12 protein-coding genes and 4 pseudogenes are annotated in these 13,753 nt (G+C 71.6%); 6 read left to right on the top strand and 10 right to left on the bottom strand.

Annotated features, from left to right (window positions below):
- From AC067N_RS24515 to AC067N_RS24500, 4 genes and pseudogenes are all read left to right on the top strand, one after another.
- Positions 1-271: pseudogene (locus AC067N_RS24515) on the top strand (hemin transporter); the annotation flags it as partial.
- Positions 272-530: 259 nt separating this feature from the next.
- Positions 531-659, top strand: a complete 129-nt coding sequence (locus AC067N_RS24510; RefSeq protein WP_478681024.1) for a hypothetical protein — start codon at positions 531-533, stop codon at positions 657-659.
- A 246-nt stretch (positions 660-905) separates the two neighbouring features.
- Positions 906-1,508: a cysteine hydrolase family protein gene (locus AC067N_RS24505; protein WP_478681023.1), complete on the top strand. Its 603-nt coding sequence runs from the start codon at positions 906-908 to the stop codon at positions 1,506-1,508.
- A 10-nt stretch (positions 1,509-1,518) separates the two neighbouring features.
- Positions 1,519-2,427 (top strand): GlxA family transcriptional regulator, encoded by a 909-nt coding sequence (locus tag AC067N_RS24500; protein WP_478681022.1) that lies wholly within the window; start codon positions 1,519-1,521, stop codon positions 2,425-2,427.
- A 327-nt stretch (positions 2,428-2,754) separates the two neighbouring features.
- On the opposite strand, the pseudogene AC067N_RS24495 reads toward AC067N_RS24500, so the two are convergent.
- The 9 genes and pseudogenes from AC067N_RS24495 to kdpF all read right to left on the bottom strand — a co-directional run.
- Positions 2,755-2,961: pseudogene (locus AC067N_RS24495) on the bottom strand (ANTAR domain-containing protein); the annotation flags it as partial.
- A 115-nt stretch (positions 2,962-3,076) separates the two neighbouring features.
- Positions 3,077-3,412 carry a YnfA family protein gene (locus AC067N_RS24490; protein WP_478681021.1) on the bottom strand — a complete coding sequence of 112 codons (336 nt, stop codon included), beginning with the start codon at positions 3,410-3,412 and terminating at the stop codon, positions 3,077-3,079.
- Positions 3,413-3,458: 46 nt separating this feature from the next.
- A complete protein-coding gene (locus tag AC067N_RS24485) occupies positions 3,459-4,136 on the bottom strand; it encodes a response regulator (protein WP_478681020.1) in 678 nt (225 codons plus the stop codon).
- The gene (locus AC067N_RS24480) at positions 4,136-6,715 is read right to left on the bottom strand and encodes a sensor histidine kinase (RefSeq protein ID WP_478681019.1); all 2,580 of its coding nucleotides are present in this window, start codon (positions 6,713-6,715) and stop codon (positions 4,136-4,138) included. The genes AC067N_RS24485 and AC067N_RS24480 overlap by 1 nt, the downstream gene beginning before the upstream one ends.
- A gap of 83 nt (positions 6,716-6,798) precedes the next feature.
- A pseudogene (locus AC067N_RS24475) lies at positions 6,799-6,906 on the bottom strand (DNA-binding response regulator); the annotation flags it as partial.
- A 61-nt stretch (positions 6,907-6,967) separates the two neighbouring features.
- Positions 6,968-7,636: a potassium-transporting ATPase subunit C gene (locus tag AC067N_RS24470; protein WP_478681018.1), complete on the bottom strand. Its 669-nt coding sequence runs from the start codon at positions 7,634-7,636 to the stop codon at positions 6,968-6,970.
- Between the two features lie 5 nt (positions 7,637-7,641).
- The gene (gene kdpB, locus AC067N_RS24465) at positions 7,642-9,747 is read right to left on the bottom strand and encodes a potassium-transporting ATPase subunit KdpB (RefSeq protein ID WP_478681029.1); all 2,106 of its coding nucleotides are present in this window, start codon (positions 9,745-9,747) and stop codon (positions 7,642-7,644) included.
- A 29-nt stretch (positions 9,748-9,776) separates the two neighbouring features.
- Positions 9,777-11,441 carry a potassium-transporting ATPase subunit KdpA gene (kdpA, locus tag AC067N_RS24460; RefSeq protein WP_478681017.1) on the bottom strand — a complete coding sequence of 555 codons (1,665 nt, stop codon included), beginning with the start codon at positions 11,439-11,441 and terminating at the stop codon, positions 9,777-9,779.
- Positions 11,442-11,449: 8 nt separating this feature from the next.
- A complete protein-coding gene (kdpF, locus tag AC067N_RS24455; RefSeq protein WP_009326374.1) occupies positions 11,450-11,539 on the bottom strand; it encodes a K(+)-transporting ATPase subunit F in 90 nt (29 codons plus the stop codon).
- A gap of 459 nt (positions 11,540-11,998) precedes the next feature.
- Between kdpF and AC067N_RS24450 the strand changes: the two genes are divergently transcribed.
- Together AC067N_RS24450 and AC067N_RS24445 are read left to right on the top strand one after the other, a co-directional pair.
- Positions 11,999-12,211 carry a DUF4287 domain-containing protein gene (locus AC067N_RS24450; protein ID WP_478681016.1) on the top strand — a complete coding sequence of 71 codons (213 nt, stop codon included), beginning with the start codon at positions 11,999-12,001 and terminating at the stop codon, positions 12,209-12,211.
- 93 nt (positions 12,212-12,304) lie between these two features.
- Positions 12,305-12,556: pseudogene (locus AC067N_RS24445) on the top strand (NAD-dependent epimerase/dehydratase family protein); the annotation flags it as partial.
- Positions 12,557-12,640: 84 nt separating this feature from the next.
- Here AC067N_RS24445 and AC067N_RS24440 read toward each other — a convergent pair.
- The gene (locus AC067N_RS24440) at positions 12,641-13,753 is read right to left on the bottom strand and encodes a sensor histidine kinase (protein WP_478681015.1); all 1,113 of its coding nucleotides are present in this window, start codon (positions 13,751-13,753) and stop codon (positions 12,641-12,643) included.

The following is a 13,753-nucleotide window of genomic DNA, read 5'->3' as shown; positions in this document are numbered from 1 at the left end:
CCTGCGCACCGAGACCCGCGCACTCCTCGACCAACTGCCCACCGCCCGCGCGACCTTCTGGTACGAACACCCCGGCGCACAGGAACCCGACGCCCGCGAAGGCCTGATGAACCTCGACGGCATCGAACTGCCCCACGACGCCACGGTCTTCCTCTGCGGCCCCCTGCCCTTCATGCGACAGGCACGCACCCAGCTGCTGCACGCCGGAACACCCGCCCGCAACATCCGCTACGAGGTCTTCGGCCCCGACCTCTGGCTGCCCGGTTCCTGAGGGAACGGGCAGGGCCCTTCTCATGGATCTCCGCGGAGCCTCGGCCCCCGGAGATCCATCGGAAGGGCCCCGACCCCGGCTCCGTCCCCGGGTTCGCACACGACGGGTGGCCGAGAGCCCGGCGCCGCGGCGGGTCGCCTCGGCGCCGACCGTGTGCGGCGCCCGCGCCTGTGGCCGGCAGGGCGCCCCCGGGCCGAGCAGGACCACGTCAGCCGTCCGGACGCGCGCCCCGGAAGCGGGCAGCCCAACCGCCACCGCCATGCTTTCCTCCGGTACGACCCGACTCAGCGCCCTCCTCTCCAGCACCGTCATCGACCACCTCGGCGGGAGGAACCCCGCGGACCCGGCCGTCCGGGCACAGGCCGGTCCGGAGGCCGCCAGGGCCTGAGAGCTCCGAGCAAAAGTGGAGTCCGATCAGCTCGCGGCGTCCGGTGCGTGCGATCGCAAGGCGCCGGAAGCTCCTTGTAGCGGGGCTACCAGGGGCTTTCGGCAACGCGGCGAGCGTGCGTGCCAGACGTCGCGAGCCGGGCTCCACTTTTGCTCGGAGCTCTAAGATCCCGGTTGACCGGATCGGTCCGCTTCCGGACCCGATGCTGTCTGTCGCCGCCCCACCCGTACGGCGGAGGCTTTCGGCATGACCCGAGCACTGATCGTCATCGATGTCCAGGAGTCGTTCCGCGCCCGTCCCCTGTGGGAGGCGATCTCCGACCCCGAGATCGCCTACCAGGTGAACCGGCTGGTCCGGCTGGCCCGCCGGGCCGGGGACCTGGTGGTGTGGGTACTGCACTCCGAGCCCGGCACCGGCGGCGCCTTCGACCCGGCCCTCGGCCACGTCCGGCTGCTGGAGGAGCTGGAGCGCCCGGAGGACGGCGAGCCGCTGCTCCACAAGACCTCGCACAACGCCTTCACCACCACCAACCTGCAGCAACTCCTCACCGAGCGCGGCGTCCGCGAACTCACCCTCTGCGGCATCCGCACCGAGCAGTGCGTCGAGACCACCGCCCGCCTGGCGAGCGACCTCGGCTACCTGGTCACCTTCGTCGTCGACGCCACCGCCACCGACCCGATCCCGCACCGCGACGCACCAGCCGACCAGAGCGTCGCCGAGCTGCTCGCCGACCCGCGTACCCTGCCCGCCGACGAGGTCGTCCGGCGCACCGAGTACGCCCTCGCGGGACGCTTCGCCACCATCGCGACGGTGGACGGGCTGGAGGCCGCCGCGGGACTTCCGGCATGATGGCCGGATCGTGAGCCACGTCGTGTTCTTCCTGGTGCCCGGAGTACATCTGCTGGACCTGGCCGGCCCCGCGCAGGTCTTCTCCACCGCGGCGGATTTCGGGCACCCCTACACCCTCCGCTATGTCGCCGAACGGCCGCAGGTACCCACTGCTCAGGGGCTGCCCCTGGTCGCCGGGCTCGACTGGCCCGACCTCGGCTCCGAGGACCTGATCGTGGTGCCCGGCTGGCGGACCGTCGCCCTCGCCGACTCGCCGGCGATCGCCGACGCCTCCCTGGAGGTCCTGCGGGACCACCATGCCCGGGGCGGGACGGTGGCCAGCGTGTGCGCCGGCGCGGAGGCCCTCGGCCGGGCCGGCCTCCTCAAGGGGCGCCGCTGCACGACCCACCACGATGTGCAGGACGAGCTCGCCCTGCGCCATCCCGGTGCGGTCGTCGTCCGTGACGTGCTGTTCACCGCCGACGACCGGGTGATCACCTCGGCCGGTATCGCCAGCGGCATCGATCTGGCACTGCATCTGGTGGCGGGCCGGCACGGCCCGGCCGTCGCTGCCCGGGTCGCCCGGGACATGGTGGTCTACGCCCGCCGCAACGGCCACGAGCCGCAGACCAGCGCGATGTTCCGGCACCGGGCCCACCTGGACGACACCGTGCACCGCGTCCAGGACCTCATCGACACCCGCTACCACCAACCGCTCCCCCTGCCCGGCCTGGCCTCGGCCGCCGGCGTCAGCGAACGCACCCTCACCCGGCTCTTCACCCGCGCCACCGGCCTCACCCCGCTGCGGTACCAACAGACCCTGCGCCTGGAACGCGCCGAGCACCTCATCGGCCACGGCGCCACAGTCGAGGCCGCGGCGCGCTCGGTCGGCTTCGAGGACGCCCGCATGCTCCGCCGCCTGCGCGCCCGCGCGACCTGACGTCGGTCCTCATAGCCGCACGCCGCACAGCGTTGTGCTCGGCCGGGCCCTCGCCTCCCGCTCGTGTTCCGCTCGCTTGGGGGTGGTCGTAGGGCTCCCGTCGTTTGCCGGGTGTCGCGGGGTGGACTGGGTGCTGCGGAGACGGCCTGGGCCGACTGGCCGACCACCCTGAACGAGCCGGAAAGCCGAATAGCGAGTTCCCCCAGGTGTCGGGGGGCTCTGGAGGGGGACTTGGTGTGCAGGCCGGGTTGTGCGGCTTTCCCCCGGGGGCCGGCCCGGTTCAGGCTCCTCCAGTTCAGCAGAGAGCCGGGGGAGCCGACGCCCGGGTCAGACGGTGCCCTGCTCGCAGACCCGGCGGGCGATCTCGCGGAGTTTGACGTTGCTCTGCTGCGAGTAGCGGCGCAGTACGTCGAACGCCTCCTCCTCCGTGAGGTGACGGCTGCCCATCAGGATGCCCATGGCCTCCCCGATGACATGGCGGGTGGCGACGGCCTGTTCCATCTGGGCGTGGGTGCGGGCACCGGAGAAGGCGATCACGGGGGGAGGTCATGCCCCGAACGCCAGGCCAGCACCACGTGCGCCGTCATTCGGATTCGTCGCCGGACAGGTGAAGTACGGCTTGGGCGGCGGCGTTGGCCCGGTTGTCCGTTCAGTGGCCGCGCGGGGCCCACATGATGACGGCCATGCCCGCCAGGCAGATCAGCGCGCCCATGACGTCCCACCGGTCCGGCCGGTAGCCGTCGGCGACCATGCCCCAGGCGATGGACCCCGCCACGAAGACGCCGCCGTAGGCGGCGAGGATACGGCCGAAGTTCGCGTCGCTCTGGAATGTCGCGACCACCCCGTAGAGCCCGAGGGCGATGACTCCGGCGCCGATCCAGGCCCAGCCCTTGTGCTCGCGGACGCCCTGCCAGACCAGCCAGGCCCCGCCGATCTCGAGGAGGGCGGCGACGAGGAACAGGGCAGCGGAGCGAGCGACGGCCATGGGCACGACAGTACCGGCGTCCTCATCGGCGCCCTCATCGGCGCCGTCATCGCTCGAAGCGGTACCCCATCCCCGGCTCCGTGATGAAGTGCTTCGGGTGCGACGGGTCCGCCTCCAGCTTGCGGCGCAGTTGTGCCATGTAGACCCGGAGGTAGTTCGTCTCCTTTCCGTACGACGGCCCCCACACCTCCTGCAGCAGCTGCTTCTGGCTGACCAGGCGGCCGGCGTTTCGCACCAGCACCTCCAGCAGCTGCCACTCGGTGGGGGTGAGCCGTACGTCCTCGCCGCCCCGGTTCACCTTCTTGGCGGCCAGGTCCACGGTGAACCCGGCGGTCTCCACCAGGGCGTCGTCGCCGCCGGTGGGCTCGGCGCGGCGGACGGCCACCCGCAGCCGGGCGAGCAGCTCGTCCATGCCGAAGGGCTTGGTGACGTAGTCGTCGGCACCGGCGTCGAGCGCCTCGACCTTCTCGTCGGAGGAGTGCCGGGCGGAGAGCACGATGATCGGCACACGGGTCCAGCCGCGCAGGCCCTTGATCACCTCGACGCCGTCCATGTCGGGCAGACCCAGGTCGAGGACCACCACGTCGGGGTGGCGGGAGGCGACGAGCTGAAGGGCGGTGGCACCGTCGTGGGCCGCGTCGACCTCGTACTTGCGCGCCCTGAGATTGATCACGAGCGCGCGCACGATCTGTGGCTCGTCGTCGATCACGAGCACCCGGGTCATCAGGTCTGCCTCTCGGTCGGTACGAGGTGTTCCGGCCGTGCGGTCCCGGCGGGTACGGGCTGCCGGGGCCCGGTGCCCGCCTCGGCCGCACGGAGGGTCAGGACCATTGTGAGGCCGCCGCCGGGGGTGTCCTCCGCGGTGAGGGTGCCGCCCATGGCCTCGGCGAAGCCGCGGGCGACCGCGAGGCCCAGGCCGACACCCGCGCCGCGCGGGGCGTCGCCGTGGCGCTGGAAGGGCTCGAAGATGCGGTCCTTGGCCTCGTCGGGAACGCCGGGACCGCGATCCACCACCCGGACCTCCACCCGGTCGGCCAGGGCACTGGCCGAGACCACGACCGGCTCGCCCGGGGGGCTGTACTTGACGGCGTTCTCGACGACATTGGCGACGACCCGCTCCAGGAGCCCCTTGTCGGTGGCGACCATGGGCAGGCTCTCCGGTATGTCCAGCACGACCGCCGACTCGGGGTCGGGTATGCCGCCCATCGCCATCGGGACGACCTCGTCCAGGTCGATCTCCCCGATGAGGGGAGTGACGGTGCCGGTCTGGAGGCGCGACATGTCGAGGAGGTTGCCCACGAGGTGGTCGAGCCGGTCGGCACCGTCCTCGATCGCGGCCAGCAGTTCGGCCCGGTCCTGCTCCGACCACTCCACGTCGTCCGAGCGCAGGGACGACACCGACACCTTGATCCCGGCGAGCGGGGTGCGCAGGTCGTGGCTGACGGCGGCCAGCAGCGCGGTGCGGATGCGGTTGCCCTCGGCGAGTTCCTTGGCCTGGTCCGCCTCCTGCCGAAGGCGCTGACGGTCGAGGACCACGGCGGCCTGGGCGGCGAAGGCGGCGAGCACCCGGCGGTCGGAGGCGGGCAGCACCCGCCCGGACAGCGCGAGCGCCATGTGGTCGCCCACGGGCATGTCGACATCGGCCTCCTCGGGGCTCCGCGCCGGACGTGGACCCACACTGCCCGCGCGGCTCCAGGGCTCGACGTCGCTCGTCCGCTCCAGCAGCGCCGCCGACTCCATGGCGAAGGTCTCCCGTACGCGTTCCAGCAGCGCCTCCAGGCTGGTCTCGCCGCGCAGCACGCTGCCGGCCAGGAAGGACAGGATCTCCGACTCGGCGCGCAGGCGGGCCGCCTGATGGGTGCGCCGGGCCGCGAGGTCCACGACCGACGCCACCGCCACCGCCACACCGACGAAGATCACGATGGCGAGGATGTTCTCCGGGTCGGCGATCGTGAGCGTGTGGAAGGGCGGGGTGAAGAACCAGTTCAGCAGCACACAGCCCACCACGGCCGAGGCCAGCGCCGGATACAGGCCGCCGAGCAGGGCCGCCGCCACCGTCAGGCTCAGGAACAGCAGCATGTCGTTGGCCAGACCGGCGTCGGGCCCGAGCAGGAGCAGCAGAGTGAGCGGTACGGGCCCCACGACGCCGACGAGCCAGCCCGCGACGATCCGCGCCCGGCCCAGCCGCGCGCCCCGCGCCACCGGCAGCCCGCGCCCCTTGCCCGCCTCGTCGTGGGTGATCAGATGGACGTCCAGGTCGGGGCCCGAGTCCCGGGCCACCGTCGCGCCCACGCCGGGGCCGAACACGTACTGCCAGCTCTTGCGGCGCGAGACACCGAGCACGATCTGGGTGGCGTTCACCCCGCGCGCGAAGTCCAGCAGCGCTGCCGGGATGTCGTCACCCACGACGTGGTGGAAGGTGCCGCCCAGGTCCTCCACCAGGGTGCGCTGGACGGCCAGTTCCCTGGGCGAGGCCGAGGTCAGACCGTCGCTGCGGGCGATGTAGACGGCCAGGACCTCACCGCCCGCGCCCTTCTCCGCCAGCCGGGCCGCCCGCCGGATCAGGGTGCGGCCCTCGGGACCGCCGGTCAGGCCGACCACGATGCGCTCCCGCGAGCCCCATATCGTCGACACCCGGTGTTCGCTGCGGTACTCCGTCAGGTACTCGTCGACCCGGTCGGCCACCCACAGCAGGGCCAGTTCCCGCAGGGCGGTGAGGTTGCCGGGACGGAAGTAGTTGGACAGCGCCGCGTCGACCTTGTCCGGCCGGTAGACGTTGCCGTGCGCCATACGCCGCCGCAGCGCCTGCGGGGACATGTCGACCAGCTCGATCTGGTCCGCCCTGCGCACCATCTCGTCCGGGACGGTCTCGCGCTGCCGTACGCCCGTGATCGACTCCACCACGTCGCTCAGCGACTCCAGGTGCTGGATGTTCAGCGTGGATATGACGTCGATCCCGGCCGCCAGCAGTTCCTCCACGTCCTGCCAGCGCTTGGTGTTGCGCGAACCGGGCACGTTGGTGTGGGCGAGCTCGTCGACCAGCGCCACCTGCGGATGCCGCGCGAGGACCGCGTCGACGTCCATCTCGGTGAAGACCGAGTCGCGGTACTCCAGCTCGCGGCGCGGGACCTCCTCCAGACCGTGCAGCATGACCTCGGTGCGCGGCCGGCTGTGGTGCTCCACGAAGGCCACCACGCAGTCGGTGCCGCGTTCGGTCCGGCGGTGCGCCTCGGACAGCATCGCGTACGTCTTGCCGACGCCGGGTGCCGCACCTAGGTAGATCCTGAGCTTCCCGCGTGCCATGTTCTCGTCTCTGCTCTCGTCAGCTCTCGTGTCCGGTTCAGGCGGTGGGGCGGGACGGGCTCACGCCTCGCATCGGTGGCCCGCCCCGGCTCGGTGACGAGGTGACGGGGGTGGGAGGGGTCCGCCTCCAGTGTGCGGCGGAGCCGGGCCGTGCACACCCGCAGGCAGGGGGTTTCCTCGGAGGCTGCAGGGGGGCGTCCTCCACGACCGCTGACCGGGCCGTCGGTGACGCCTTCCTGCTGTCTCCTGCTGTCAGCTCTTCGCCAGGAGCTCCTTGAGCGCGATGTTGAGTTCCAGGACGTTCACCCGGGGCTCGCCGACGAAGCCGAGCGTGCGGCCCTCGGTGTGCTCGTCCACCAGCTTCCGGACCCGGGTCACGGGCAGGCCGTTCCGCTCGGCGACCCGGTGGACCTGGATGCCGGCGTACGTGGGCGAGATGTCGGGGTCCAGGCCGGACCCGGAGGAGGTGACCGCGTCGGGGGGCACCTCGGACGGCCTGACCGTGTAGTCCGCGGTGGAGTTGTCCTCGATGACGGCGGCCTTGGCGGCCTTCACCCACTCGATCAGCTGCTCGTTGTCGGCGGAGCGGTTGGTGGCCCCGGACAGGATCAGCCTGTACCGCGTGTTGGCGGTGTTGGTGCCCAGGCCGTTCTGCGGGCGGCCCTGGAACCACTTCAGGTCGGGCTCCGGGGTCTCCTGGCCCTTCTTCAGCGGCAGGTTGTACGCCTGGCCGATCAGGGACGAGCCGACCACCTCGCCGCCCGCCCTGATCTCCGAGCCGTTCGCGCTGTCGTGGAACAGCGCCTGGGCGATACCGGTGACGGCCAGCGGGTAGAGGACGCCCGTCACCAGGGTCAGGGCGAGGAGGGCGCGCAGGCCCGCCCCCAGCAGCCGGGCGGTGTTGGTCACGGAGTTGTTCATGGCGGTCAGCCGATCCCGGGGACGAGGGAGACGAGCAGGTCGATGATCTTGATGCCGATGAAGGGGGCGATCAGTCCGCCCAGGCCGTAGACCGCGAGGTTGCGGCGGAGCATCCGGTCGGCGCTGACCGGCCGGTACCGCACGCCCTTCAGGGAGAGCGGCACCAGCGCGATGATGATCAGCGCGTTGAAGACGACGGCCGACAGGATCGCGGAGTCCGGCGAGGACAGGGCCATGATGTTGAGCCTGTCGAGGCCCGGGTAGGCGGCCGCGAACAGCGCCGGGATGATCGCGAAGTACTTCGCGACGTCGTTGGCGATGGAGAACGTGGTGAGCGCGCCCCGGGTGATGAGGAGTTGCTTGCCGATCTCGACGATCTCGATCAGCTTGGTCGGGTCGGAGTCGAGGTCGACCATGTTGCCGGCCTCCTTGGCGGCCGACGTACCGGTGTTCATGGCCACGCCCACGTCCGCCTGGGCCAGTGCGGGAGCGTCGTTCGTGCCGTCGCCGGTCATCGCGACGAGTCTTCCGCCGGCCTGCTCCCGTCTGATGAGGGCCATCTTGTCCTCGGGGGTGGCTTCCGCGAGGAAGTCGTCGACGCCCGCCTCCTCGGCGATGGCCCTGGCCGTCAGCGGGTTGTCGCCCGTGATCATGACGGTCTTGATGCCCATGCGGCGCAGTTCCTCGAACCGCTCCCGCACGCCGTCCTTGACGACGTCCTTGAGGTGGATGACGCCCAGCACACGGGCTCCGCCGGTGTCCTCCACCGCGACCAGCAGCGGTGTGCCGCCCGCCGCGGAGATCCGGTCGGCCGATGTCCGCGCGTCCTCGGCGACCGTTCCGCCCCGCTCCCGGACCCAGGCGATGACCGAACCCGCCGCGCCCTTGCGGATCTTCCGGCCGTCCACGTCCACGCCCGACATCCGGCTCCGGGCGGTGAAGGCGATCCACTCCGCGCCGGTCAGCTCACCCCGGTGGCGCTCGCGCAGTCCGTACCTCTCCTTCGCCAGGACGACGACGGACCGGCCCTCGGGCGTCTCGTCGGCCAGCGAGGAGAGCTGTGCGGCGTCGGCGAGCTGCGCCTCGGTCGCACCGCTCACCGGCACGAACTCGGCGGCCCGGCGGTTGCCGAGCGTGATGGTGCCGGTCTTGTCGAGCAGCAGTGTGGAGACGTCTCCGGCGGCCTCGACGGCACGCCCGGACATGGCCAGCACATTGCGCTGGACCAGCCGGTCCATGCCGGCGATGCCGATCGCCGACAGCAGCGCGCCGATCGTCGTGGGGATCAGGCAGACCAGCAGCGCCACCAGCACGACCATCGTCAGCCGTGTGCCCGCGTAGTCCGCGAACGGCGGCAGCGTCGCCACCGCCAGCAGGAACACGACGGTGAGGGAGGCCAGCAGGATGTTCAGCGCGATCTCGTTCGGCGTCTTCTGCCGGGCCGCGCCCTCCACGAGGTTGATCATCCGGTCGATGAAGGTCTCGCCGGGCCTCGTCGTGATCCTGATGACGACACGGTCGGAGAGGACCTTGGTGCCGCCGGTGACCGCGCACCGGTCGCCGCCGGACTCCCGGATGACGGGAGCCGACTCACCGGTGATCGCCGACTCGTCGACGGACGCGACGCCCTCGACGACGTCGCCGTCGCCGGGGATGACGTCACCCGCCTCGCAGACCACGAGGTCGCCGATCCGCAGATCCGTGCCCGGGACCCGCTCCTCGGAGCCGCCGTCGAGGAGCCGTCGGGCGACGCTGTGCGTCCTGGCCTTGCGCAGGGTGTCGGCCTGCGCCTTGCCGCGGCCCTCGGCGACGGCCTCCGCCAGGTTGGCGAAGACGACCGTCAGCCACAGCCAGGCGCTGATGGTCCAGCCGAACGGGTCGGCGGGGTTCGTGAAGGAGAACACCGTGGTCAGGACGGAGCCGATCCACACCACGAACATGACCGGCGACGTGATCACCACCCGGGGATCGAGCTTGCGGAAGGCGTCCGGCAGGGACCTGATGAGCTGCCTGGGGTCGAAGAGGCCGGCACCGGCACGGCCTTCGGGGGGCTTGCGCCCGGTGGGTACGTCGCTGTGCGGCGCCCGGGTCGCGGTGGTGATCGTGGACATCGGGTCCTCTTGCTTCCGTGTACGCGTGGTCATGCCGCCAGCCCCTCGGCGAGCGGGCCCAGCGCGAGCGCCGGGAAGTAGGTCAGACCGGTGATGATCAGGATCGCCCCCACCAGCAGGCCGGCGAACAGCGGCTTCTCGGTGCGCAGGGTGCCCGCGGTCACCGGGACGGGCCTCTGTCCGGCGAGCGAGCCGGCCAGCGCCAGGACGAACACCATCGGCAGGAAGCGGCCGAGCAGCATCGCGAGACCGATCGTGGTGTTGAACCACTGGGTGTCCGCGTTCAGGCCGGCGAAGGACGAGCCGTTGTTGTTGGCGCCCGAGGTGTAGGCGTAGAGGATCTCGGAGAAGCCGTGGGCCCCGCTGTTGGTCATCGAGTGGCCCGGGGTGGGCAGCGCCATGGCGACGGAGGTGAGGACGAGCACCAGCGCCGGGGTGACCAGGATGTAGCAGGCCGCCAGCTTGATCTCCCGGGTGCCGATCTTCTTGCCCAGGTACTCGGGCGTACGGCCCACCATCAGACCGGCGATGAACACCGCGATGATCGCCATGATCAGCATGCCGTAGAGGCCGGAGCCCACGCCGCCGGGGGCGATCTCGCCCAGCTGCATGCCGAGCAGCTGGACGCCACCGCCGAAGCCGGTGAAGGAGGAGTGGAAGGAGTTCACGGCGCCGGTCGAGGTGAGGGTGGTCGCCACCGAGAAGATCGCGGAGCCTCCGACACCGAAGCGGACCTCCTTGCCCTCCATGGCGCCGCCCGCGATGTGGAAGGCGGGGCCCGGGTGGGCGAACTCGGTCCACATCATCAGCGCGGTGAAGCCGAGCCAGATCGCGGCCATCGTGCCGAGGATCGCGTAGCCCTGCCTGAGGGAGCCGACCATCCGGCCGAAGGTGCGGGTCAGCGAGAACGGGACGACCAGGATCAGGAAGATCTCGAAGAGGTTCGAGAGCGGTGTCGGATTCTCGAAGGGGTGGGCGGAGTTGGCGTTGAAGATGCCGCCGCCGTTGGTGCCGACCTCCTTGACGGCCTCGGTGGAGGCGACGGCGCCGCCGTTCCACTGCTGCGAGCCGCCCATGAACTGGCCGACCTCGTGGATACCGGAGAAGTTCTGGATCGCACCGCACGCGACCAGCACGATCGCGGCGACGAAGGACAACGGCAGCAGGACGCGGGTGACGCCGCGCACCATGTCGGCCCAGAAGTTGCCCAGTTCACCGGTACGCGAGCCGGCGAAGCCGCGCACCAGCGCGACGGCCACCGCCATGCCCACGGCGGCGGAGACGAAGTTCTGCACCGCCAGGCCGCCGACCTGCACGACGTGGCCCATGGACTGCTCGCCGTAGTACGACTGCCAGTTGGTGTTGGTGACGAACGACGCGGCGGTGTTGAACGCCTGGTCCGGGTCGATGGCGGAGAAACCGAGCGAGCCGGGCAGGACGCCCTGGAGACGCTGCAGCAGGTAGAGGAAGAGCACTCCGGCGGCCGAGAACGCCAGCACACCGCGCAGATACGCGGGCCAGCGCATCTCCGTGCCGGGGTCGGCGCCTATGCCCTTGTAGATCCACTTCTCCACGCGCCAGTGCCGGCCGGAGGAGTAGACCCTGGCCATGTGGTCACCGAGGGGACGGTGGGCGAGCGCCAGTGCCACGACGAGCGCGAGCAGCTGGAGCACACCGGCAAGTACGGGACCCATATCGCTGGTCAGAACCTCTCGGGGAAGATCAGGGCGAGGACGAGGTATCCCAGCAGGGCGACGGCCACGACCAGGCCGACGACGTTCTCGGCGGTCACAGCTTCGTCACCCCCTTGGCGACGAGGGCCACCAGCGCGAACACCGCGATCGTGGTGACGACGAAGGCCATGTCGGCCATCGCGAGCTCCTGGATGAGGTGCGGAAGAGTCGGACGACTCGAGGAAAGCGCGCCTCCGGCGGTATTCGGCCGCCCTTGACGGGTCCCTAACGCCGGCCCGGCCTTCCTTGACGCGTCTCTGACGCCCCCGGGAGGCGCTCGCGCCCGGGTTGGCGCCCGGGCTGCGGGTCTCTCACGCGCACCGTGACCGGGTGGTGGGCGTGCCGGCCGCCCACTCTCCCGTCGGCACCGACGAGGCACTGCGGTACGGGCGGCTCCGCACCGCCGAGCACCGAGGATGTGACGCAGAGCACACCTGCGGGCCGATGACTCCGGTGACGGGCCCCGGTCATACCCGTGACAACCCGAAGCGACCCAACGGACAGACAGGATCGTCGACATGACCGCCACCGTGAAGGGCCCTGCCGCCTACTTCCCCTCCATCGAGAAGAAGTACGGCCGCCCGATCGCCGAGTGGAAGGACCTCATCCGCTCCTCGCCGCTGACCAGGCACATGGAACTCGTGAACTGGCTGAAGGCCGAGCACAACCTGGGCCACGGCCACGCCAACGCCCTCGTCGCGCACACCCTCGCGGAGGGGTCCGGCGACTGAGGCGATCAACAAGCCGGAGCGGCACAGCGGTCCCGCAAGCCGCCCGGCCCGGCCGTCGTCGTCGTCGGGAGGCGTGACGTACCGGGCGTGACCCTGGGGTGCGGCGGATGGCCGGCCTGGGGCGGCCCGCGCGTACCGGTCACCGGCGGTGCCGGGTTCATCGGGTCCCATGTCGACGCGTTGGCGCGACACGGGCCCGTCGTGTTCGACGTGGCGGTGGACGCGGGCCCGGACGTACGGGACCGCGATGCCGTCGCCCGTGCGCTGGACGGTGTGGACGCCGTGTGTCGTCAGGCGGCGATGGCCCGTCTCGTCACGGGGTTCGGAGACGCGGCCGAGTACGTCAGGGACGCGGAGGGGAGGCGGGAGTTCGCGCGGGCCGGGAGGCGGGGATCGCAGGACCCCCTGGGCCGGTGGTGCCGCCCGCCTTCAGGAAGCGGCCGCGGGCAGCACCACCTCGAAGCGGCAGCCGCCCGGAATGTTGTGCACCGTGGCCCGCCCCCGGTGGGCCTCCACGATCCCCCGGACGATGGCGAGGCCCAGTCCCGCGCCGGCCGGGGGCGTGCGGGCGTGGGTGCCGCGCCAGCCGGTGTCGAAGACGCGCGGCAGGTCCTCCTCGGCGATGCCACCGCAGCCGTCGGTCACGGAGAGCACCACGCCGTCCGGGGACCGCTCGGCCGCCACCGCGACCGTGCCGTCGGCCGGGGTCCGGCGGATCGCGTTGACCAGGAGGTTGGCGAGGACCCGGCTCATCTCCTTGCCGTCGACCTCGACCGGCACGGGTTCGACGCGCACGGCGGCGAGCCGCACACCGTGTTCGCGGGCGAGCGGATCGGCGCCCGCCAGGGCGTCGCCGACCAGGTCGTACAGGGACATCCGGGAGAGGGAGAGGGTCAGGCTGCCGGCGTGGATGCGGGACAGCTCGAAGAGGTCGCCGACCATGGCGTCGAGGCTTTCGACCTCGGCGCGGATCTGCCTGAGGTAGCGGTGGGGGTCGGCGGCGACCCCGTCCTCCAGCGCCTCGGCCATCGCGCGCAGACCTGCCAGCGGGGTGCGCAGGTCGTGGGAGATCCAGGCGACGAGTTCGCGCCGGGAGGACTCCAGGGCGCGCTCGCGTTCCCTGGACGCGGCGAGCTTGGCGCTCGTGGCAGCCAACTCGGCACTGAGTGCGGCGAGTTCGGCAGTGGCCGGGCCGTCGGGGGCCATGAAGTCGCCGCCGTCGCCGAAGGACCGTGCGGCGATCTGGAGGGCGCGGCTGCGGGCGACGACCCAGCGGCCGAGCAGCAGCGCGGTGGCCAGTGAGACGACGGCGGCCATCGCGACGACCGTGGTGACGACGCTCAGGTCGTGCGGGGAGAGGAACATCGCCCAGGCGACGGCGAGGGTGCCGGCCAGCATGGCGGTCACCGCGACGGCGGCCACGACGGTCAGCGACGCGGTGAGCGAGCGGCGGCGCAGCGGCCACAGCGCGAGCGCGCCCAGCAGCCCGGCGGCACCGGCGCCGAGGAACGCGTACAGCGCGATGAGCAGGGTGTCACGCAT

This window comes from Streptomyces sp. NPDC042364 (assembly GCF_056437585.1).
Note: the sequence above shows the minus strand (reverse complement) of the source record. Positions and strands in the feature narration are given on the sequence as shown.